At 65.1% G+C, this 20,868-nt stretch carries 21 protein-coding genes; 6 read left to right on the top strand and 15 right to left on the bottom strand.

Annotated elements, in window-relative coordinates; translation table 11 throughout:
* Positions 1-609: 609 nt before the first annotated feature.
* Positions 610-1,224, bottom strand: coding sequence for a TetR family transcriptional regulator (locus tag K7711_RS45350; protein ID WP_222979092.1), 615 nt, complete (start codon positions 1,222-1,224; stop codon positions 610-612).
* Between the two features lie 99 nt (positions 1,225-1,323).
* Between K7711_RS45350 and K7711_RS45355 the strand changes: the two genes are divergently transcribed.
* The gene (locus K7711_RS45355; RefSeq protein ID WP_222979093.1) at positions 1,324-2,286 is read left to right on the top strand and encodes an aldo/keto reductase; all 963 of its coding nucleotides are present in this window, start codon (positions 1,324-1,326) and stop codon (positions 2,284-2,286) included.
* 22 nt (positions 2,287-2,308) lie between these two features.
* The gene (locus K7711_RS45360) at positions 2,309-3,142 is read left to right on the top strand and encodes a hypothetical protein (RefSeq protein ID WP_222979094.1); all 834 of its coding nucleotides are present in this window, start codon (positions 2,309-2,311) and stop codon (positions 3,140-3,142) included.
* A 425-nt stretch (positions 3,143-3,567) separates the two neighbouring features.
* Here the strand turns inward: K7711_RS45360 and K7711_RS45365 are convergent, their stop codons facing one another.
* The 4 genes from K7711_RS45365 to K7711_RS45380 all read right to left on the bottom strand — a co-directional run bounded on the left by K7711_RS45365 (position 3,568) and on the right by K7711_RS45380 (position 7,978).
* The gene (locus tag K7711_RS45365; protein ID WP_222979095.1) at positions 3,568-4,584 is read right to left on the bottom strand and encodes an NADPH:quinone oxidoreductase family protein; all 1,017 of its coding nucleotides are present in this window, start codon (positions 4,582-4,584) and stop codon (positions 3,568-3,570) included.
* Between the two features lie 270 nt (positions 4,585-4,854).
* Positions 4,855-5,868, bottom strand: coding sequence for a DUF7064 domain-containing protein (locus K7711_RS45370; RefSeq protein WP_222979096.1), 1,014 nt, complete (start codon positions 5,866-5,868; stop codon positions 4,855-4,857).
* Positions 5,869-5,935: 67 nt separating this feature from the next.
* Complete coding sequence (locus tag K7711_RS45375; RefSeq protein ID WP_222979097.1) at positions 5,936-6,958, bottom strand: phosphotransferase family protein; 1,023 nt, start codon at positions 6,956-6,958, stop codon at positions 5,936-5,938.
* Positions 6,959-7,195: 237 nt separating this feature from the next.
* The gene (locus K7711_RS45380) at positions 7,196-7,978 is read right to left on the bottom strand and encodes an SDR family NAD(P)-dependent oxidoreductase (protein WP_222979099.1); all 783 of its coding nucleotides are present in this window, start codon (positions 7,976-7,978) and stop codon (positions 7,196-7,198) included.
* Between the two features lie 225 nt (positions 7,979-8,203).
* Here K7711_RS45380 and K7711_RS45385 point away from each other — a divergent pair, with 225 nt between their 5' ends.
* From K7711_RS45385 to K7711_RS45395, 3 genes are all read left to right on the top strand, one after another.
* Positions 8,204-8,965, top strand: coding sequence for an SDR family NAD(P)-dependent oxidoreductase (locus K7711_RS45385; RefSeq protein ID WP_222979101.1), 762 nt, complete (start codon positions 8,204-8,206; stop codon positions 8,963-8,965).
* A gap of 13 nt (positions 8,966-8,978) precedes the next feature.
* Positions 8,979-9,515 carry a nuclear transport factor 2 family protein gene (locus K7711_RS45390; protein ID WP_308015238.1) on the top strand — a complete coding sequence of 179 codons (537 nt, stop codon included), beginning with the start codon at positions 8,979-8,981 and terminating at the stop codon, positions 9,513-9,515.
* Between the two features lie 193 nt (positions 9,516-9,708).
* Positions 9,709-10,587, top strand: a complete 879-nt coding sequence (locus tag K7711_RS45395; protein ID WP_222979103.1) for an MBL fold metallo-hydrolase — start codon at positions 9,709-9,711, stop codon at positions 10,585-10,587.
* A 731-nt stretch (positions 10,588-11,318) separates the two neighbouring features.
* Here K7711_RS45395 and paaK read toward each other — a convergent pair.
* From paaK to K7711_RS45445, 10 genes are read right to left on the bottom strand one after another with little or no spacing between them, the layout of a single operon-like run.
* Positions 11,319-12,620 carry a phenylacetate--CoA ligase PaaK gene (gene paaK / locus K7711_RS45400; RefSeq protein ID WP_222979107.1) on the bottom strand — a complete coding sequence of 434 codons (1,302 nt, stop codon included), beginning with the start codon at positions 12,618-12,620 and terminating at the stop codon, positions 11,319-11,321.
* A 21-nt stretch (positions 12,621-12,641) separates the two neighbouring features.
* Positions 12,642-13,739, bottom strand: a complete 1,098-nt coding sequence (paaE, locus tag K7711_RS45405; RefSeq protein WP_222979116.1) for a 1,2-phenylacetyl-CoA epoxidase subunit PaaE — start codon at positions 13,737-13,739, stop codon at positions 12,642-12,644.
* Positions 13,740-13,741: 2 nt separating this feature from the next.
* Positions 13,742-14,245, bottom strand: a complete 504-nt coding sequence (paaD, locus tag K7711_RS45410) for a 1,2-phenylacetyl-CoA epoxidase subunit PaaD (RefSeq protein WP_222979119.1) — start codon at positions 14,243-14,245, stop codon at positions 13,742-13,744.
* Positions 14,245-15,162 (bottom strand): 1,2-phenylacetyl-CoA epoxidase subunit PaaC, encoded by a 918-nt coding sequence (paaC, locus tag K7711_RS45415; RefSeq protein WP_222979125.1) that lies wholly within the window; start codon positions 15,160-15,162, stop codon positions 14,245-14,247. Before paaC ends, paaD begins: the two co-directional genes overlap by 1 nt.
* A gap of 10 nt (positions 15,163-15,172) precedes the next feature.
* Positions 15,173-15,487: a 1,2-phenylacetyl-CoA epoxidase subunit PaaB gene (gene paaB / locus K7711_RS45420; protein WP_222979127.1), complete on the bottom strand. Its 315-nt coding sequence runs from the start codon at positions 15,485-15,487 to the stop codon at positions 15,173-15,175.
* Positions 15,484-16,437: a 1,2-phenylacetyl-CoA epoxidase subunit PaaA gene (gene paaA / locus K7711_RS45425; RefSeq protein ID WP_222979129.1), complete on the bottom strand. Its 954-nt coding sequence runs from the start codon at positions 16,435-16,437 to the stop codon at positions 15,484-15,486. Before paaA ends, paaB begins: the two co-directional genes overlap by 4 nt.
* Positions 16,438-16,484: 47 nt before the next feature.
* Positions 16,485-17,279 (bottom strand): enoyl-CoA hydratase/isomerase family protein, encoded by a 795-nt coding sequence (locus tag K7711_RS45430; protein ID WP_222979131.1) that lies wholly within the window; start codon positions 17,277-17,279, stop codon positions 16,485-16,487.
* Positions 17,276-18,157, bottom strand: coding sequence for a 3-hydroxyacyl-CoA dehydrogenase family protein (locus tag K7711_RS45435; RefSeq protein WP_222979134.1), 882 nt, complete (start codon positions 18,155-18,157; stop codon positions 17,276-17,278). Before K7711_RS45435 ends, K7711_RS45430 begins: the two co-directional genes overlap by 4 nt.
* On the bottom strand, positions 18,154-18,891 hold the full coding sequence (locus tag K7711_RS45440) for an enoyl-CoA hydratase/isomerase family protein (RefSeq protein WP_222979136.1): 738 nt from the start codon (positions 18,889-18,891) through the stop codon (positions 18,154-18,156). The genes K7711_RS45435 and K7711_RS45440 overlap by 4 nt, the downstream gene beginning before the upstream one ends.
* Positions 18,888-20,108 (bottom strand): thiolase family protein, encoded by a 1,221-nt coding sequence (locus K7711_RS45445; protein WP_222979138.1) that lies wholly within the window; start codon positions 20,106-20,108, stop codon positions 18,888-18,890. Before K7711_RS45445 ends, K7711_RS45440 begins: the two co-directional genes overlap by 4 nt.
* A 112-nt stretch (positions 20,109-20,220) precedes the next feature.
* Here K7711_RS45445 and K7711_RS45450 point away from each other — a divergent pair, with 112 nt between their 5' ends.
* On the top strand, positions 20,221-20,847 hold the full coding sequence (locus tag K7711_RS45450) for a TetR/AcrR family transcriptional regulator (protein WP_222979140.1): 627 nt from the start codon (positions 20,221-20,223) through the stop codon (positions 20,845-20,847).
* The last annotated feature ends 21 nt before the right edge of the window (positions 20,848-20,868 follow it).

The following is a 20,868-nucleotide window of genomic DNA, read 5'->3' on the forward strand; positions in this document are numbered from 1 at the left end:
GGAGTTTCGCTGCGAACGGCCCACACCGATCGACTCGGTGGGGCCGCTTCGCGGGCGCGAGCAGCGGCGGGCCCGCGACACGCCCCGGTGAGGGAACTGGAAGATGAACATATAACTGTCCAGCACCGCATCGCTATCTGTTCACCGTGCATACCGGATCGCTGACGACTTTGGGCTTCCGCAATTGGTTCGGTTTCCAGGCACTCATCTGTCCAGACCAACGACATCCACATTCTTCCGACGAACAACGGTGTGGTTTGAGCTGGATGCGCCGCCAGATACGACCGACCGTTGATTTCGACAGCGCGGTCTATTCGGCCACTGGCACCGCGGACCACATGTAGCACCGGCCGCAAACTATTCCAGGTTCAACATCTACACCTGCTGAACCTGGAACGAACAGGATCGACGGCGGCTGGCCCGACCGCAGCACGTCAGCCCGGGAACTCGATACAACGGTGGCCCCTGCTCTCTGCAACGGCTGAGCCGGACTCCGAGGTGCATTGCTGCGGCCTGCCAACCCCAGCCTCAACGCTCAGAACAGGCGAAACCGAACGCGCCATGCCGCCGTGGGATCGTCGGTCATGCAGCGGTCACTCTCACAGGAACCTACGAGTCGGCTCTCCATCCACCGGACGCGTTGGCCGCAGGGAACAGGCGCTCGACGGCGGCCACGATAGCCGCGCGACGAGCGGCCAGGAACTCGGCGCCTTCAGCCGCAGACCCGATCGAAGCTGTGAGGTCGGTTTGATCAATCCACGCCGTGGCGAGCTGATCCACGAAAACCAAAATGTCGCGCGGATCCCACTCGGAATCCAGATGACCAGCACGTTGCGCATACCGTAACTGCTCAGTCTTGCGAGCTATCGTCTCCCGAGTGGGATCACCCGGTCCACCGCCTCCGAACTCGAGCCGCCCCCACTTCATGAGACGATAGTTCGCACGATGGGCGACGAAGTAGTCGTGGATCCGCCCGGCATAGCCGGGCAGATCGGTGGGGTCCATCTGCGTCGCCTCAGCGATCGCGGCCAGTTCCTCGGCCGCGATGTATCGGTAGAGGTTCTCTTTGCTGCGAAAATACGCGTAGACGCGTTCCTTGCCGGTCTTGGCGTTCTTCGCGATCCGGTCCACCCGCGCGCCTGCGATCCCGTAACGGGCGAATTCGGCTTTCGCGGCGCCGACGATGCGGTCACGAGTCGAGTCGACAGCAGCTGAGGGCGACATCCTGCCACACTACCAGACCGAACCGTTCAGTTCGACGAAACGGAGATGTCGGTGTACGGTTCAGACTGAACAGTTCGGTTCGACACCAGAGGAGTATTCATGCAGTCCAGGACACTTGGTCTCCAAGGATTGGCAACCTCAGCGATCGGTTATGGGTCGATGGGGATCTCGATGGCCTACGGGCCCAGCGACACCCAAGAAGGCCTCGCCGCGATCCAGCGCGCCCACGATCTGGGCGTGACCCTGTTCGACACCGCCGAGCTCTACGGGTGGGGCGAGAACGAGAAGATCATCGGCCGAGCAGTTGCCGGATTCCGCGACGAAGTGGTGATCGCCACCAAGTTCGGTTTCACCCGCGACTCCGGCCTCAACTCCCGTCCCGACCATATCCGCGAAGTCGTCGACAACAGCCTGCGCAACCTCGGCGTCGACCGCATCGACGTGCTGTATCAGCACCGTGTCGACCCCGATGTCGCAATTGAAGACGTCGCCGGAGCGGTGAAAGAACTCATCGACGCGGGCAAGGTCGGCTACTTCGGGCTCAGCGAAGCTGGACCACAGACCATCCGCCGCGCACACGCCGTGCAGCCAGTATCAGTGCTGCAAACCGAATATTCACTGTTCGAACGCGACGTCGAGCAGCTGTTCCCCATTCTCGAGGAACTCGGCATCGGATTCGTCGCCTACTCCCCGCTGGGTCGCGGCTTCATCACTGGTGCCGCCAAACCCGCCAGCGAATACGACCCCACCGACTACCGGAACCACGATCCTCGCTGGCAGCCAGGCAATTTCGAGAAAAACATCGACGCCGTCACACGACTGGGCGAACTCGCCGCCGCCAAGGACATCACCGTGTCTCAACTGGCCCTGGCCTGGCTGCTGACCCGCGGTGACCATATCGTGCCTATCCCTGGCACCCGCAGCCCCCAACGTGTCGAGGAGAACACTCGAGCGGCCGAGGTCAAACTCACCGACACCGACCTCAGCGCCATCCACGACATCCTGCCCAACGGAGGGTTCGGCGCACGCTATGCCCAGGACGCGCTCCCGGCGTGGGTCTGACCCTCGCGCATCGGAAAGATACTTGGGGCAGACTTTGGTTGTGGCGGTACGCTATTCGGAGAGGCATGAACTCGATCACCTCACTTGCGAACCCCATCTGTGGTCGTTGCAGGGTGCGCCTGTAGGTGTCGGCGAATACGACTGCGTCCTGGTCGAGGATATCGGCGACTCCCCGACAGCAGCCCGGAACACGCGTTTCAGCGAGTGCGCGTTCCGGGCTCCGTCGTCAACCGCGACCGACCTCACCATGTCATGGAACGCCGACAGCTGGTGCCGAAAGACCGGTCCACAACGCGAGACGGCACGATGTTTCCCGGCAGGACAGCTCCAAATGCGAGCGTTAGGCAACCAGATGGACAACTCCGGCAAGATACCCACCATTCGCGTTTCACACCGGCCGCCCGTCGCGATCCGGCTCGCAGGCGCGTTCACGGTGATCGAAGGTGCGATAATCGCCACCGCCTGGGTCACCCTCAACCGCCGGGTCGCCGAGTTGAGCACACGGGCGTGCGTCCTCGTTCGTAATGGCCCGCCGCTGGCGACGGTCAGCGCGGTAGCGGCCGGTGCGGTAGTGGCTACTTTGCTGGTCGCAGGCTGGGCACTGCTCCGCGGCCAGTGCTGGCCGCGATCGGTCGTACTCACCACGCAGGTCCTGCTGCTAATCGCCTCCGGGGTGCTGCTGACCGTGCACGAAGCGTCGGTCAGCGCTCCGCTGGGGACACTGGCGATAATCGTGTCCGTGCTGCTCGCCTCGCCGGCAGCTAGTCGGTGGATGGCCAGGCCTTTCGACCTGTCTGTCATGAATGTGGTGTCTCCGACGCCGGAAACGCGAGCATGGCACCGTTCGCGATGGTGACCGCACTCGCGACCAACGCAAACTGGCTCGTTCGACGCATATCCCGGAGAATTCAGTTTCCAACACTCAGAGCCGATGACAAGTGAAACACAGTCCGACTGGTCTGCGGCTCACAGCCACAGCTGAAACCCAGCCTTAATCGTCCACCACGACCGGCGTTGCGGATTTCCTATGACCTGGAGCACAGCATTCGGAAACGGTAAGGCGGTAAATTTCCGTGGTGTACTTCCAGTCCATCGAGGACTCGGCGAATCCTGCCATGAGAGCTGAAAATGGTTCCTCGTCGAGTCCGAATGCCATACCGAGGCCTCGGCAAGATGCTGTCGGGCGAAGAAGAGCCGATGCGTGCCAGACACATCGGCTCGGAAAATTTCACTTTTTCTGGGGAGACTCCCGCGCAAAGTTCATCGTCCTCAGCACGGAGTTCAGATGCGTAGTACGAGTTTCCCGATAACATCTCCTGACTGAAGTCGCTCCAGCCCGGCCAGAGCGTCGGAAAGCGGCAGAACGTCCGCAATGAGCGGCTGCAGTTTTCCTGCCTCGACGAGTGTGATCAACTGCTCGAACGCGGCGCGCGTTATCGCGGGCGCGTGGTCCTGGTAGGGCCCGAGGTGCAACCCGAAAATGGATTGGTTTCGCAATAAGACGGCGGTGCCACTGAGGGTGGCGGCGCTGCCTGAAGAGGTTCCCACCAGCACGGCGCGTCCTTCGAAGGCAAGCGCTTTCCGCGCGGAGTCGAAGACCTCCCCGCCGACCGCGTCGATGATCACGTCCGCGCCGCGGCCACGGGTCTCATCCCGGATGGCAGCGGTGAGGTTGTCGTTGTGCCGGTCCACCACGATGTCGGCGCCCAGGCGCTGACACGCCGCCATCCGGGCGCGCCCGGCCGCGGTGGCGATGACCGTGGCTCCGGCAGCTTTGGCGAGCTGGATCGCCGCAGACCCGACACCGCCGGCGCCGCCGAGGACCACCACGGTCTCGCCCCGCTGCAGACCCGCGCGATGATGAAGGGCCACATGTGATGTCAGGCAGGCCACCAGGAGGGTCGCAGCGACGGTGGGCTCGAGGTCTTCGGGGACCGGAAACAGATCCTTCGTGCGCGCTACAGTCACTTCGGCATAGCCCCCGTAGGGGAGCAGCGGTCGTGCGACGACGCGAGTCCCGCACCGCCACTCCCCCGTGCTCGAAGTCTCCAGTATCCGTCCAACCACCTCCCGCCCGGGGGTGAACGGAGGCTCGGGACGCAGCTGGTGTGTGCCGTTGATTAGAAGCAGGTCGGGCAGGTTTACTCCGGCACACTCGACGGCGATGCTCACCTGCCCTGCGGCAGGGATGGGGCGAGGTAGGTGAGTGAAGTTCATGACCTCTGCCGGAATACCGAAGCTGTTGGTCTGCCAGGCCCGATACCGGCGGCTTTCGTAGGACGTATCGCGGACGGTCATGTTGCTGCCTCCGTACTGGGTCGGCCCCAATCCCGCAATCGCGTCACTCCTTTTCGTCGGGGCGAGCGTGAGATGTCACTCCAGCCCACATGCAGGGCCATGTCAGTGCACGACCCTGTGGTCGGTCTGCCGCCGGCGATTCGACGGAGGCGCAGCACGCCGCGCCCGGCCGCATCGGCGTCGACCATGATCGCCTCGCCCGGGGTCGCGCCGGTGAATGGGATCGCGGCGGTCGGTGAAATGGGCCCACTCGACCGCCGCGACTGCGCATTAGTCCTCGATACCGGCGGGCACGCCGCTGGCGGACAAGCGGTCGTGGATCTCGCACATCCCTGCCCCCAGTCGTCCGTCACCGAATGTCCAGCGGGTGGGCGACTTGACGATGCGAAGGATGGCGGGGTCGCCGTTCTCATCCTTGGCACGGTGCCGCAACGGCTCCCACGCCTCCGGGGTGCCAGTTACGGTCCATTCCCGGTCGCCCGACCGTATGGCCAGATCGCAACGCAAGAGTTCGTAGGGGCTCGTGTCCGAGTAGGTGTTCTTCATGTCGAAGTCGTCCACGAGAAAGAACTGTCCTTTCTCCCATACGTGTCCGCTTCGGGTTCTCTTGGTCGGACCGACACCGCGAACGAGCATGAAACCCAGTTCGTCGTCGTCCGTGGTGCCGATCAGCCAGCGCAGGTAGATCTTGGCAAGCCAGTTGCGTGGACCCCACGAGTGGTCCTTGCCGCCACGCCCGTCGACTTCGAACGTCTGGTCACCGACGGTCACGGTTCCCTTGACCCAGCACAAGTGTTGATAATGCCAATCGGCCTGGCCTGGAAGGAAGATCTTGTCGATATCTTCCTGGTCGCTGCCCATGACAGCCTCCAAGCCTTCCGTACGCACCTCGAGGCTGATTTCCGCGTGTTCGCGAGGCGATGTTGTGAATGCCTTCTTCGGGTCAGCGAGTACCCACGCGTCCTCGAGGATCAGCACGGGACCGGAGTACGACACCGTGCACGATCGGTATGGGTCTCCGATGGTCCATTCCTGGCCTCCTGCGATGAGTCGGTTGCCCTCGATCGGCGCACGCTCGAAGAAGAACGCGTGGCGCCCATCGGGGAGGTTGATGCTCACGGACATCTCCGCATGCCCCTCGTTGGGACGCATGCCAATCCGGAACCAGCCACCGGTACCGGTCGCGGGGTCGTGGAAATCGATGTAACGGCTCTCATTCCAGTTCTGCTGGGTTCCGACCTGATGAAGATAATCATCGACGGGAGTGAGTTTGCGATCCGACATTGCGCCTCCACGCTGTTGGCTTCGGTTGGGGACCGTGACGACGTACTCGTCGCCCGCGGGTTTTCGGTCAGGCGCCGTGCGCCCGCAAGTGCTGGTGGGCAAGTTCCGCGAGCCATTCGACGCGGCTCACCACATGGACCATGTCGACACTCTTGGCCATGGCGCCGGTCTCGTAGCGGTTCTTGATGCCTTCGGCGATCACGGCCATCCGCCACCACGAGAACGCGCGGTAGTACTCGAGATCGTCGATGTCGAAACCGGTGAGTTGCGCGTACCGCTCGACCATCTGCCCTCGGTCGGGAAATCCGCCCGCGCACGTGGGCGGGGTTTCCATCCACACCCGGGCGGCCGCTCCGTCCGGCTCTTCCCAGTTGTTGAGGAAGAACGCCAGATCTGCCAACGGATCTCCGACCGCAGCAAGTTCCCAGTCCAGGACGGCGGAGATTTCACCGGATGGCTGCACCATCGTGTTGGCAAGACGATAGTCGGAGTGAACGATCGCTCGGTGACGTTCCCGGGGCATAGCCGCCGCCAGCCGACTGTGTAGCTCGTCGATCAGCGGGAGTTCGCGGCTGTGGTCAGACGACCAGATGGCAGCGAACCTGCGGAGCTGCCGTTCGAGGAAGGTACCGGCACGGACGAGATCTGCTAGTCCTGCCGCCTGCGGATCGAGAGTGTGTAGCGCGGCGAGCCGCTCTACGAGGTCGTCGGCGGCACGGCGACGTTGTGCTGTTTCCGGCAGGTGCCTCTCAACGTCAGCGGGGTTCTCGACGACGACACCGTCGACGAACTCGGCAACCACGAACACAGCGCCGATGACCTCGGGGTCATCGCATGTGGCGAGGATCCGCGGCGCAGGAATGCCCCCTGCACTGACTGCCGCCATCGTCCGCGCCTCGCGGAGCACATCGTGCGAGCCGCGGGGCAACGACCCGAGCGGGGGCCGGCGCAACACAACGCGGTGCTGGACAGCGTCCGTCACGAGGACCGTGATGTTGGAGTGGCCACCACCTATCGGAGCGAACTGCAGTGGTGGTTGCAGCTCGGGGATCGATCTGGACAGCCACTCCGTCGCCGCGACCGCAGGCACCGCCTGCTCGAGGACGTCGAGACGTTGGCCTGCACCATCAGGCACCTGCTACCGCCCTCGCCTGACTTACCGGGTCGACTGTCCTATTGCCTATATGCATGTCAGCTTCCTCGCGTCGTCATCGGCTTGCGGTCTCAGGGAGCCGCAGCTCGGGCAGAGATGGGTCGCAACCCTTCGCGCATTATCAGTTCATTCAGTTTAATATGTCAACGATATTTTCTCGACATCGCGAACAACTCACCCGATCAAGGGTTCGGCCCGCTTAGCAGTGAGGCCACCGTCGACGACCAGCGTCGTGCCGGTGACACACGCGGACTCGTCGGAGGCCAGCCAGGCGACGGCAGCGGCGATGTCCTCGGGCACGCAGGCGCGGCCCAGCGGAATCTGTCGCTCATAAGCGGAAAGCCGTTCGTCGCTGCCGATGTAACGACGAAAAGCCGGGGTCTTCACCGCACCTGGAATCACCGCGTTGACGCGCACGCCGGTGCCGCCGTACTCGACGGCCGCCGAACGGACGAGCTGCAGAATCGCAGCCTTGGCCGCCGCATAGGGCCCGGTTCCTGGTACCGCGCCCAGCGCCGAGGCGGACGACGTACAGATGATCGAGCCCCCGCCTGCGGCAGACATGACGCGCAGCGCTGCACGCACGCAGTAGAACATGGCGTTGAGGTTGAGCTCGACATCAGCACGCCAGCCCTCGTCGGAGATCGACGTCAGTTCACCATGCGCCAAGCCGGTTCCAGCATTGCTGTGGAACACGTCGAGGCGCCCGTGCCGGGCCCAGGTCCCATCGACGAGCGTATCCACGAGCGCGGAGTCGGTGACGTCGCCGGCGCGTGCCTCCGCCTTGCCGCCGGCGCGCGTGATCAACTCTGTGGTCTCCTGTGCCCGTCCGGCATCGAGGTCGTTGACAACGACGACCGAGCCGTCTGCGGCCAACCGCAGGGCCGTCGCGCGCCCTATGCCGGATCCGCCTCCGGTCACGAGGGCCACCCTGCCGGTCAATTGTGCCGCTGTCATCTCGTCCTCCTTCGTCAATGAGACATGTCATTGCCCTGACACCCACGGTTTGGCCCGCGCCGGAGCTGCAGGCCCCACAGGGCAACTCGAGGCAAAGCCGTGAATCAACTAATTCATATTGCTAAGCTTCCTCATTATGCAGACTGCGCTGGAGAATCTCAGAGTCGAGTTGTTCGCGGGCAGATGCCTCGTGCACGCCCAGGCGGGAAGCCGGGGAGTCGGCCAATGACCGACGGCCGATTGGCTGGCAAGGTGGCCCTCGTCACCGGCGCGGGACAAGGCGTCGGGCGTGGGATAGCCCGGGCGATGGCTGCGCAGGGTGCGGCGGTCGCGCTCGTCGGACGCACATTCGCGAAGGTCGATGCAGTTGCTCGGGAACTGGAGGCGCTCGGTGCGTCCGCACTTCCGCTGGCCGGCGACGTGTCCGACCGGGAGGATGTCGCGTGTGCCGTCGCAGCCACGATTGATCGATTCGACATGCTCGACGTACTGGTCAACAACGCCCAGTCCTCAGTGCAGCGCAAACTCGAGGAGACCACCGATGAGGACGTCGACCTCGCATGGCGGACCGGAGCCCTGGGCACTTTGTACGGGATGCAGGCCGCGCTGCCGCACCTCAAGGTCCGCGGCGGAGTGGTGATCAACTTCGGGTCGAGCACAGCGTTGCAAGGCGACACGACATTCGGGTCCTACGCGATGGCGAAAGAGGCTATCCGCGGATTGTCCCGGGTCGCAGCCAGGGAATGGGGGCCCTATGGCATTCGGGTGAACGTGGTCGTCCCCACCGCGATGACCCCTGCCGCCGAGGTGTACCGCGACGCCTACCCGAACCGGTTCGAGGCCAACCTGGCCGGGACTCCCCTACGCCGCATGGGCGACCCCGAGACGGACATCGGACGCGCCGTCGCGGCGCTGGCGAGCGATGACATGGGCTACCTGACCGGAGCGACCGTCATGCTCAACGGTGGTCGTGTACTGCTCGGCTGAAGGAGGAACGATCGTGGACTTCGAGCGCAGGCTCACCGCCGTGGAAGATCGGCTGGAAATCGGCCAGCTGCCGATACGGTACGCGCTCGCCGTGGATGGCCGGGACCTCGATGCATGGGTCGAACTGTTCGCTCCGAATGTCGACTGTGGGCGGCACGGCCGCGGCCGCGCGGCGCTGCGCAGTTATATCGAACCGCACCTACGCTGGTTCTACCGTTCGCTGCACCAGATCTGCGGTCATCGTGTCGAGTTGGTCGACGAGGTATCGGCGACAGGGAAGACCTACTGCCGGGCCGAACACGAAGTCGGGGACCGATTCATCGTCATGGGCATCTGCTATGACGACCGCTATACCAAAGTGGACGGAGAGTGGTTCTTCGCTCGACGCAAAGAACTGCACTGGTACGCGACCGATGTGCTGGAGCGACCATCGGCAGTCGGCTTCAGCTCATGGGAGCACGCGACGGAACCCGCACTGCCACAAGGGTTCCCGACTTGGTCCACGTTCTGGGCCGATGCCGATACGACCGCGGTCACGGACCGGCCGTGACCTCCGCCGAGCTGGCAGAGCTCGCGCACGGCGGGAAAGCTGGCTCGAGCAGCTACGCGCTGCCCTCAACCGAATGGCCACCAGCCTCAGACCGAAATCTGAGCAGCCCCTGAGCCGATCGTCGGCTTCACACTGACGAGATTTAGTTCATATATTATAATAATTCGATTCTACAAATCGAGGGAGCGGCTACATGCAGTGGACGATCGGTGACGTGCGCGTGACCAGGGTTCAGGAGAGCTTGATCACGCTGCCTCTCGAAGCCCTGTATCCCGAATACGACCCAGCCAAACTCAAAGGCCACGAGCACTGGCTCGAGCCCTATGTGGCGAATGACGGCACGCTCGGACTGTCCACACACGGCTTGGTGCTCGAATCCGAAGGCAAGATCATCCTCGTCGACACGTGTGTGGGGACGCGCGAGGTCGCTGCGGTTCCAGGGATGTCCAACCAGCCCTCGACGTTCCTTGCCGACCTCGAAGGCATCGGGTTCCCTCGCGACGCTATCGACTACGTCGTGTGCACCCACCTGCACATCGACCACGTCGGCTGCAACACAATACAAGACGAGTCCGGTGCGTGGGTGCCGACCTTTCCCAATGCGCGGTATCTGTTCAGTCGGCCCGACTACGAATATTGGGAGTCTGGTGCCGAGGGCGCGGCCTGGACGTTCGACAGCGCCGTTAAGCCGGTGTACGAGGCGGACGCCGCCGACCTTGTCGAGATGAGCCACGTCGTCACCTCCGAGATTCAGCTCGTGCCCTCTCCTGGTCACTCCCCTGGCCATGTCTGCGTACTGATTTCTTCGAACGGCGAAGACGCGGTGATCACCGGCGATCTCACGCACAACCCGGTGCAGTATATCGAGCCAAATTGGCGAATGTTCCTCGATGCCGATCCCGAGTTGGCTGCGCGCACTCGACGGGAGTTCATCGCGCGATATGCGAACAGCGGCACGCGAATCTTCGGGTCACACTTCCCCGGTGACTCGACAGGCTTTCTCGAGATCATCGACGGCAAGGCGCAGTTCGTTCCCGAACCGACCCGGCCTTCGGCTCGATCCACCGACTGACGACTGTTGTGGTCCGCGCGCGTGCGGCGTGATGGTCAATGCCCTGAAGATCGGCGGCGGTCGACCCACGGCAGCTGACAGAACACCATCCCGTACGACTCCGGCGCGGCCTCCAGCTTCCCGAATGGCCATATCGGCGTGTTATCAACGGCGCCCCGCACCGGGATCGTGTCAGATGTGAGAGGCTGTCCGATTCGCCGGACAGCCCTCGAAGCGGGCACCGACACGGCCGCACGTGCCGCTACTGATCGACTCCGTCGGCCCGGTTCACTCGGCCAAGCCGTCGGGGCGGGTGGCCGGATTCGATGGTGATACGGACTGCGAATACAGTTCCGGAAAGCAATGATTCGGTACCGGAGAATTAGCGCTCGCGGAACTGGTCGATCTTGGGCCATAGAACACTCAGCCGCATGTGCCGAGACCTGTTGTACGACAACCCCCAACACCTGTACTGCCTCATCCTCACCGCCTACCCCGACGAGCAGGACCAACTCGCTGCCCTACGCGCCGTCGTAATCCAACGGCCTTGCGTTGCGCCCGGTTGCGGCCAGTTCTCAGGGCGGTCCCCTCGCCGATGCCTGAATTCAGTCGGTCCTGCAGAGCCAGTCCGTGCTGCTGCTCGCAGTGGATGGATCCGCAGCGGTGAATGCCTTCGCAGTGGGACCATCCGTGCGGGTTGGACATGCAGCCGTCCACGTTCTATTCGATCGACACCTCCATGCCGGCACACTTCACGACGGACGGTTGTCGATCACCCTTCGCGCTTTGCCGACCGAACGTTCCAACGCGCTCGGGTCCAGCAGTTCGACTTCGACGGTGACACCGATCCGGTTCTTGATCTGTCTGCGCAACTCGTTCGCTGCGGCTGCACGCTGGTCGGGCAGCGTGTGCGCGCGCGTCTCGACCCGCACGGTCAGGGTGTCCAGGCGGGATGGGCGGTCGAGCACGCATTGGAACTGCGGTGCGAGTGCCGGAACGGTGAGGATGATTTCCTCGATCTGGGTGGGGAAGAGGTTGACTCCGCGGAGCACGATCATGTCGTCGCTGCGGCCGGTGATCTTCTGCATCCGTCGCATCGTCCGTGCGGTGCCGGGTAGCAGTCGGGTCAGATCTCTTGTGCGGTAACGGATCACGGGCATCGCTTCTTTGGTGAGGGAGGTGAACACGAGTTCGCCTTCTTCGCCGTCGGGCAGTACCGCGCCGGTTTCGGGGTCGACGATCTCGGGGTAGAAGTGGTCCTCCCAGATGTGCAGCCCGTCCTTGGTCTCGGCGCATTCCATGGCGACGCCGGGGCCGATGACCTCGGAGAGGCCATAGATGTCGACAGCATCGATGGCCAGGTGCTGCTCGAGTTCCAGCCGCATCTTCTCGGTCCACGGCTCAGCACCGAAGACGCCGACCCGCAACGAGGTCGCCGCTGGATCGATCCCCTTGTCCAGCATCGAGTCCAGGATGGTCAGCATGTAAGAGGGGGTGACCATGATCGCGTCCGGCCGGAAGTCCTCGATGAGTTGCACCTGTCGTTCGGTCATTCCACCCGACATCGGGATCACGGTGCAGCCGTAGCGTTCCGCGCCGTAGTGCGCGCCGAGGCCGCCGGTGAAAAGCCCGTAGCCGTAGGCGATGTGCACTTTGTCGGTGGGGCGGACGCCACCGGCCCGCAGGCTGCGCGCGATCAGGTCGGCCCAATTATTCAGATCCGTCTCGGTATATCCGACGACTGTCGGCTGGCCGGTCGTCCCCGAGGAGGCGTGGACGCGCGAGATCCGTTCCTGCGGAACGGCGAACATGCCGAACGGATAGTTCGCCCGCAGATCCGACTTCGTAGTGAAGGGGAATTTCGCCACATCCGACAGCTGCTTCAGATCCGACGGATGCACCCCGGCGGCATCGAACGCAGCCCGATAGTGCGGGACGTTGTCGTACGCGTGCGCTATCGACCATTGGAGGCGCTGCAGTTGCAGGGCCGAAATGTGGTCGCGGGAAGCGAATTCGATGTCGGTGGACGAGGAGACGGGGGTAACGCTGCTCATGATGGCTCCGGATGAGGTGGCTCAGGCGTCGAAGTCGACCGTGACCGACTCGCCGACGGGATAGGTTTGGCAGGTGAGGACGAAACCGGCGGCTACCTCGGCGTCCTCGAGGGCGTAGTTGCGGCGCATATCGACCTCACCGCAGGTGACCCGCGCCCGGCAGGTGCCACACACGCCGCCCTTGCACGCGAACGGGAGATCCGAGCGGATCTGCTCGGCTGCGTCGAGAATCGTTGTGTCCCTGGGCAATCGGCCGGTGGTGCTACGTCCGTCGAGGGTGATGGTGACGCTGCTGGTGGGCCCGTCGACGCCCGGTTCGCGATGTGCCTGCGGGGTCGGTGGGTCGGTTTCGACGAAGAACAGTTCGTGGTGGACACAGTCGGCTCCGAGGCCGAATTCGCCGAGGACGGCTTGCGCATCGGTGACCATGCCGTAGGGCCCGCACAGCCAGGCGTGGTCGATATCGCCGATCGGCACGACCGAGCCAAGGATCGCGCGTAGCCGCTCGGCATCGAGCCGACCGGTGAACAATTCGACGTCGCGGGGTTCGCGCGAGAGCACGTGGATGACCTCGAACCGCGCGCCGTAAAGGTCCTTGAGATCGGCGATCTCCTCGGCGAACATCACCGACCGCACCTTCCGGTTGCCATAGAGCAGCACGACCTCGCTGTCGGGGTTCGCCAGGACCGAGCCGGCGATGGACAACATCGGCGTGATACCCGAGCCCGCCGCGATCAACAGCTGCCGACCGGCCACCGCGGGATCGGCGATGAAGGTGCCGCTCGGCCCCTGCACGTCGATCCGATCGCCCGCAGTGACGTTCTCGACCAGCCAGGTCGAGAACAATCCCCCGGACACTGTCCGCACGCCGACGCGCGGCGACTGGCCGACCGGTGCGCAGATGGAGTATGAGCGGCGGTATTCGACACCGTCCACGATCCGGCGCAGGGTCAGCGACTGCCCAGGCAGGAAAGCGAACTCTTCACTCAGCTCTGCGGGAATCTCGAAGGTGACGGCTACGGCGTCCTCGCACAGCCGCTCGATGTCGGCGACTACCAGCGAATGGAACGGCCGGTTACGGGTTGCCCGAGGCGAAAGGTTCTGGGCCGGTGCGCTCATGGTCAGAGCTCCTTCACGTGATCGAACGGCTCGAGGCAGGCCGCGCAGCGGTAGTGGGCTTTGCACAAGGTCGCACCGAATTCGGACACCAGCCTGGTTTCGCTCGAGCCGCAGTGGGGGCAGGTGACCTCGCGTGGCCGAGCGCTCAGGGTGAGCGGAATAGGACCGTCGATACGCCGCGGTGCCGGACCCGGCAGGGAGTAGCCATTGGCGCTGAGTTTGCGCCGCCCCTCGTCCGAGATCCAGTCGCTGCTCCATGCGGGCGACAGGGTGGTGTCGACTCGCACGTCGCGATATCCGTGCCGGTGCAGGCTGCGGGTGATGTCCGCGCGCATGGTCGCGATCGCCGGGCAGCCGGAGTAGGTGGGCGTGATGGTGACCACGACCCGGGCCGCCGCGTCGATCTGGACCTCGCGCACGATGCCCAGGTCTGCCAGCGTCAGCATCGGCATCTCCGGATCGAGCACGGAATCGACGACGCTGCGCACGTGTGCCCGTGTCGACATCACCACGTCCCTTCCGGGTAGGCGCGTGCGACGCTCTGCATCTCCGCGAGCAGCAGCCCCAACGCCTCGGTGTGCATCCCCTGACGACCGGCACGCCCGGCGACGGTGCCAACGGACGCTCCACGCGGAGCGTGCAGTTCGGACGCATGCAGGACCTGCGCGAGAACACGCTCGAACTCGTCGCGGGTCGTGCGCGGGTCCACCGCGACACCGGCCGAGACCAACGCGAGCTCTTCCTCGGTGGGCACGAACAATTCCTCGACGAGCGGCCACACGAACTCCAGCGCATCGATCATGCGTCGGCGTGACTCGTCGGTGCCGCAGCCGAGAGTCACGGTCCAGCGCGCCGCGTAGTCACGGTGGTAGGTCAATTCCTTGACGCCCTTTTCCGCGACGGCGGCCAGCACTGGATCACGAGAGGTGCGCAGTCGATCGAGCACCGCGAGCCGCCAGGTCGAGAACACCAGCGACCGCACGATGGTGCGCGCGAAGTCGCCGTTGGCAACCTCGACCAGCCGGACACACCGCAGCGCGTCGACGGACCGGAAGAGGGCCAGCGCGTCCTCGGCCGGGACAGGTGAGGTCTCGGAAATGAACGGGACGATCGTCGCATCCGCGGCAGCAGCGCGGGCCAGTAGCAGCCGGGCCTGGCCGAGCAGGTCCAGGCCGATGTTCATCAGGGCGACTTCTTCCTCCAATTCCGGTGCCCGCATACCCCATTCGGCTAGTCGCTGTGCGGCGATGAGAGCGTCGTCGCCGAGCATGAGGCAGTACCGGGCGAGTGCGGCGGTGTCGACATCGTCGGGGACGGTGGTGTCAACACCGGCCAGGGGATCGTCGAAGCTGGTGCCGAAGGCCCATTGGCCGTGGCTGTCACCGTCGAACAGGCCGCTGTAGGCGGTGTCGTGATCGATCATCGGTCGGGCCTCACATGTGGGGGACGGTGTCGGGGATGTCGTAGAAGGTCGGATGCCGGTAGACCTTGTCGCCGCTGGGCGCGAAGTACGGGTCCTTCTCCGACGGGCTGGAGGCGGTGATCCGCACGGACTGCACCACCCAGATGCTCACGCCCTCGTTACGACGGGTGTATACGTCACGCGCGTGCCGCAACGCCATGTCGTCGTCAGCGGCGTGCAGCGATCCGACGTGCACGTGGTTCAGGCCGCGCTTGCCACGCACGAACACCTCGTACAGCGGCCAGTCCGCCCGCATAGGTGTGGGATCGGTCGTTGTTCCGGTCATCGGCTGGTGCCCTTTCGTTCTCGTTCGGCGAAGGCCGTCGCCGCTTCCCGCACCCAGGCACCGTCCTCGTGTGCGGTGCGGCGGTTGGTGATTCGCTCGATGTTGCAGGCGCCGTTGCCCGCGACGACAGCCGCGAACTCGGTCCAGTCGGGAGTGCCGAAGTCGTAGGACTGCCGCTGCTCGTTCCAGGTCAGATCCGGGTCCGGCAGGCGCACGCCGAGTATCTGCGCCTGCGGCACGCTCATATCCACGAAGCGTTGGCGCAGTTCGTCATTGGTGTGCCGTTTGATGCCCCATGCCATGGACTGTTCGGTGTTCGGTGAGCGGTCGTCGGGCGGGCCGAACATCATCAGCGCGGGCCACCACCAGCGGTCGACGGCTTCCTGCACCATCGCGCGCTGGTCGTCGGTGCCACTCATCATCGTCAGCAGCAGTTCGTAGCCTTGGCGCTGATGGAACGACTCCTCCTTGCAGACGCGGATCATCGCACGCGCGTAGGGTCCGAAACTGCTGCGGCACAACGGAACCTGGTTGCAGATCGCGGCACCGTCGACCAGCCAGCCGATTACGCCGACGTCGGCATAGCTCAGGGTCGGGTAGTTGAAGATGGAGGAGTACTTCTGTTTGCCGTCGATCAGTTGCCTGGTCAGATCCGCGCGGTCCGCGCCGAGGGTTTCCGCGGCCGAGTACAGGTAGAGGCCGTGGCCCGCTTCGTCCTGCACCTTCGCCATCAGGATCGCTTTGCGCCGCAAGGAAGGCGCCCGGGTGATCCACACGCCTTCGGGCTGCATGCCGATGATCTCGGAATGAGCATGCTGGGCGATCTGCCGGATCAGCGTCTTGCGGTAGCCCTCGGGCATCCAGTCCCGGGGTTCGATGCGCTGGTCGGCGGCAATAGTGTCGTCGAACTGCTGCTGCAGTTCGGTTGAGGAAGGTGCTGCCGTGGTCATGTCGGCCTCGCTTCGGTCAGGGGTGTCGGCTGCTGGGCAGTCACGGGTCAGTGGCCTTCGAAGACCGGTCGTGTCTTGGCCAGGAATGCGTCGACGGCGGCCCGGTGGTCGTGGCTGGCCCCCAGGGCCTCTTGCGCGTGGCGTTCTCGTTCGAGTGCCTCGGACAGGCCGGCCGTTTCGGCCCGCAGGAGCTTTTTGACCTGCCGATAAGCCGCTGTCGGGCCGTCGGCGAGGCGACGTGCGAGTTCGCGGGCAGCGGCGTCGACCTCACCGTCGTCCACGACGCGATGAACCAGACCCCACTGGTATGCCTCGGCGGCAGTGAATCGGTCACCCAGCAGCATCAATCCGGCAGCCCGGCTGGCCCCCAGGGCTTGCACGAGCGCATGACTCAGCCCGGAGTCGCTGGCCAATCCGATACCGGTGAACGCCGTCGCGAACTTCGCTCCGGCACCGGCGACGCGGAGGTCACCGGCCAGCGCGATGCCCAAGCCCGCGCCCACACAGGCTCCGCGAATCGCCACCACCACCGGAACCGGCAGGGCACGCAGCGCACGGATGAGCGGGTTGTAGTGTTCGCCAACGGTATTCATGGCCGAGCTCGCATCGGCCCGCAACGCCTCGACATGTTCGGCCAGATCCTGGCCGACGCAGAAGTTCTTGCCCTCCGCGGTCAACAACACCGCACGGACCCCGGAATCCTCCGCGACGCCGCGGACCGCAGCCAGCAGATCCTGTTTGGTCACCAGGTCGAGTGCGTTGGAGGCCGCGGCACGGGTGAGCGTAATTGTGGCCAGCGCCTCCTCGACGCGGGCCTGGACGGTCGTGGTTTCGGCGTTCATCGCGGTGCTCCTGCCGTGGCGGTGTTCCAGGTGAAGAATCCTCGACCGGACTTACGACCGAGTTCACCCCGAGCCACCTTGTCCCGCAACAACTTCGGCGGCTCGAAACGTCGGCCGAGGGTCGCCGCGAGATGCTCGGCGATCGCGAGCCGCACATCCAATCCGACCAGATCGGTGGAACGCAGCGGCCCCATCGGGTGCCGGTAACCCAGTTCCATGGCCCGGTCGATCGCATCCGGGTCGGCCACGCCTTCCTCGACCATCCGGATCGCCTCGAGACCGAGACAGACGCCCAGACGGCTGGTCGCGAAGCCCGGCGAATCATTCACCACGACCTCGGCCTTGCCCAGCGCCGCCACCCAGCCCTGCGCACGGGCGACCACTGTGTCAGCGGTGGCGGGGGCACGAACGATCTCGACCAGCGCCGAGGCCGGAACGGGGTTGAAGAAGTGCATGCCGAGGAACCGGCCCGGGTCGGCCAGCACGGCGCCTAGCTCGGTGATCGACAGCGAACTGGTGTTGCTGGCGATCACCGCCTGCGAATCGACCGTCTTGTCGACCGCCGCGAGCACGTCGGCTTTCAGCGCCGGATCCTCGGGTACGGCTTCGACCACCAGGTCAAAGTCGGAGGGCAGATCCGTGGGTGCGCCGACGGTGGTGACACGGGCAAGGATGTCCTCGACATCGAGGTTGCCGAGTTTGCCGCGTTCGCCCGCCCGGCGCAGGCCGGTGGCGACCCGGTCGAACGCGGCGCTTCGATCGCCGGCCTCGGCGATGACGACCACGCTGCCGAGAGTCGCGAACACCTGGGCGATACCGGCGCCCATGCGCCCGCCGCCGACCACGGCTACGCGGCAGGGAATCACTGTCTGTGTCATGCCTTCTTCTCCAGAAATGCGGTCATACGGGTGTGTTTGTCGTCGGTGCCGAACAGCACCGCCTGGGCGATGTCGTCGGCGAACGGGTGGAATCCGGGGGCGTCGACGATCGTCTTGGTCAACCGCAGCGCCAGTGGCGCGGACCGGGCGATACGGTCGAGCACCCGGTGCGCCGCGTCCACCTGCGTGTCGGGGTCGGTGACCTGCATGACCAGCCCGGTGGCGAGTGCGGCGTCGGCGTCGAGGACCCGGCCGCCGAGCAGAACCTGTTTGGCAACCGACGCGCCGACCAGTTGCGGCAGGCGATAACTCGCACCCGCCGCGGCCATGATCCCCAGCCCGGGTTCGGGATTGCCGAACTTCGCGGTGGTGGTGGCAATTCGCATATCGCAGGCATAGGCCAGTTCCGCGCCACCGCCCAGGGCATACCCGCTCACCGCCGCGACGGTCGGCAGCGACAGGCGGGCGATACGATCGAACAGATTGCGGTTGATCCCGGCCAGCGCGTCGTCGCGGTTGCGTTCGCGCAGCTGGCCGATATCCGCACCCCCGGCGAAGTGCTCGCCGCGGCCGGTCAACAGCAGCAGCTTCGGCTCACGCTCCAGGCGTTCGCATACGCGATGCAGTTCGCCGATCATCTCCACATTGATCGCGTTGCGCTGCGCGGGACGGTCGAGGGTGACCACGACCCTGTCTGCGTGATCGGCGATGTGTACCGTGGTTAGCTCGCTCACGGTGCCTCGATCAGCATCGCCACGCCCTGACCGACACCAACGCACAGCGCCGCCAGGCCACGCTGCGCGCCTTCGCGTTCCATCCTGCCGACCAGGGTCAGCAAGATTCGCGCGCCCGAGCAACCCAGCGGATGCCCCAGCGCGATAGCGCCGCCGTCCGCATTGACGATCTCCTCGTCGAGTTTCAGCTGCCGGATCACCCCCAGTGACTGAGCCGCGAACGCCTCGTTCAACTCCACCGCACCCACCGTCGGCAACGCCCACTTCGCCTGTCCCAGAACCTTGTTCGTGGCCGGCACCGGACCCAAGCCCATGATGTTCGGTGCCACGCCCGCGCTGGCGCTGGCCACGATGCGGGCTCGCACCGTGAGTCCATAACGGTGCACCGCGCTTTCGCTGGCCAGCACCAGGGCCGTAGCGCCGTCGGACAGCGGGGACGCGGAACCGGCGGTGACGATGCCGTTCGGGCGGAAGACCGGTTTGAGCGCCGCCAGCTTTTCCGCGGTCGTCCCGCGGCGCGGCACCTCGTCGACCTCGACCACACCACCATTGACCGGGACCGGGACGATTTCACGGCGGAAGTGTCCAGCGTCGGCCGCCGCGACGGCCCGTTGCTGGCTGCGCAGCGCGAAGGCATCGCTCTCCTGACGCGAGACCCCTTCCAGGACAGCGACTTCCTCGGCCGTCTCGCCCATCGACAGGGTGATCTTGCGAGTCCGCGGGTCGGGTCCCGCAGGGACCGCCGCGTCGGCCGCGGCGAAAGCCGGGTTGGTGAACCGCCAACCCAGCGAGGTGTCGGCCACCTCACCCGGACGCGCCCACGGAGTACCGGGCTTGGCCATCACCCAGGGGGCTCGGGTCATCGATTCCACCCCGCCCGCAACGATAATATCGGCCTCGCCGCTGCGGATGGCGGCAGCAGCGGTAGCAACGGCGGTCAGTCCGCTGGCACACAAGCGGTTCACTGTGTAGCCGGGAACCTCGTCGGGCAGGCCTGCCAGCAGCACCGCCATACGGGCGACATTGCGGTTGTCCTCACCGGCCTGATTCGCCGCCCCCAGTACAACCTCGTCGACGGCGTCGACGGCCACATTCGCACGGCGCACAGCCTCGCCGACCACCAGCCCGGCCAGATCGTCGGGCCGGACTCCGGCCAGCGCCCCGCCGTAGCGCCCTTGCGGCGTCCGTGCCCCATCAACCAGGAAGACTTCGACCATCACAGCTCCTTGTTTGCGTACACCTCGAATTATTAACCGAACATTCGGTCAGTATCAAGTCTCGACGGAGTTCTTGTCGAATCCTTCCGCACCGATGCGTCAAGATGGACGCATGACTACGGCGCGCACGGCCCAGACCACGAGACGTCCCGGCCGGCCCGGGTACGACCTGGACTCCCTGCTGTCGGTCGCGGTCAAGGTCTTCAACGACAAGGGCTACGACGCCACCAGCATGGAGACCCTCGCCAAGCGTCTCGGCATCGCCAAATCGGCCATCTACCATCACGTTTCGGGTAAGGCTGAACTCCTGGAGCTCGCGCTGTCGCGGGCACTGAACGGACTGCTGGCCGCGACGACCGAGGAGCAGGCGACCACCGGCCGTTCCATCGATCGGCTCGAGTACTTCGTGCGCCGCAGCGTCCAGATCCTCATCACCGATCTCCCCTATGTCACCCTGCTGCTCCGCGTGCGCGGCAACACCCCGGCCGAAAAGCGCGCGCTGGCTCGCCGCCGCGAATTCGACGCCTTCGTCGCCGGACTCGTCGAATCCGCCGCCGCCGAGGGCGATCTGGCGCCGGATATCGATCCCGCACTGGTCAGCCGCCTGATCTGGGGCATGGTCAATTCCATCGTCGAGTGGTACCGCCCCCGCGGTGACAACACCGCCGACGAGATCGCCGACGCCGTGGTCACCATCGTGTTCCAGGGCCTGCGCCACCCCACTCCGGACGCTTCCTGACGTCCTTCTCCCCCACTGCCC

Source organism: Nocardia coffeae (assembly GCF_019890715.1).
In the GTDB taxonomy this organism is placed as follows: domain Bacteria; phylum Actinomycetota; class Actinomycetes; order Mycobacteriales; family Mycobacteriaceae; genus Nocardia; species Nocardia jiangxiensis.

Bases quoted from the DNA above. Each gene is read 5' to 3' on its own strand.
- K7711_RS45445 (WP_222979138.1), bottom strand. From the start codon at position 20,108: ATGGTCGAAGTCTTCCTGGTTGATGGGGCACGGACGCCGCAAGGGCGC.
- paaK (WP_222979107.1), bottom strand. From the start codon at position 12,620: ATGAGCAGCGTTACCCCCGTCTCCTCGTCCACCGACATCGAATTCGCT.
- paaB (WP_222979127.1), bottom strand. From the start codon at position 15,487: ATGACCGGAACAACGACCGATCCCACACCTATGCGGGCGGACTGGCCG.
- paaD (WP_222979119.1), bottom strand. From the start codon at position 14,245: ATGTCGACACGGGCACACGTGCGCAGCGTCGTCGATTCCGTGCTCGAT.
- K7711_RS45350 (WP_222979092.1), bottom strand. From the start codon at position 1,224: ATGTCGCCCTCAGCTGCTGTCGACTCGACTCGTGACCGCATCGTCGGC.
- K7711_RS45370 (WP_222979096.1), bottom strand. From the start codon at position 5,868: ATGTCGGATCGCAAACTCACTCCCGTCGATGATTATCTTCATCAGGTC.
- K7711_RS45380 (WP_222979099.1), bottom strand. From the start codon at position 7,978: ATGACAGCGGCACAATTGACCGGCAGGGTGGCCCTCGTGACCGGAGGC.
- K7711_RS45450 (WP_222979140.1), top strand. From the start codon at position 20,221: ATGACTACGGCGCGCACGGCCCAGACCACGAGACGTCCCGGCCGGCCC.
- K7711_RS45355 (WP_222979093.1), top strand. From the start codon at position 1,324: ATGCAGTCCAGGACACTTGGTCTCCAAGGATTGGCAACCTCAGCGATC.
- K7711_RS45385 (WP_222979101.1), top strand. From the start codon at position 8,204: ATGACCGACGGCCGATTGGCTGGCAAGGTGGCCCTCGTCACCGGCGCG.
- K7711_RS45435 (WP_222979134.1), bottom strand. From the start codon at position 18,157: ATGACACAGACAGTGATTCCCTGCCGCGTAGCCGTGGTCGGCGGCGGG.
- paaE (WP_222979116.1), bottom strand. From the start codon at position 13,739: ATGAGCGCACCGGCCCAGAACCTTTCGCCTCGGGCAACCCGTAACCGG.
- K7711_RS45365 (WP_222979095.1), bottom strand. From the start codon at position 4,584: ATGACCGTCCGCGATACGTCCTACGAAAGCCGCCGGTATCGGGCCTGG.
- paaC (WP_222979125.1), bottom strand. From the start codon at position 15,162: ATGATCGATCACGACACCGCCTACAGCGGCCTGTTCGACGGTGACAGC.
- paaA (WP_222979129.1), bottom strand. From the start codon at position 16,437: ATGACCACGGCAGCACCTTCCTCAACCGAACTGCAGCAGCAGTTCGAC.
- K7711_RS45430 (WP_222979131.1), bottom strand. From the start codon at position 17,279: ATGAACGCCGAAACCACGACCGTCCAGGCCCGCGTCGAGGAGGCGCTG.
- K7711_RS45395 (WP_222979103.1), top strand. From the start codon at position 9,709: ATGCAGTGGACGATCGGTGACGTGCGCGTGACCAGGGTTCAGGAGAGC.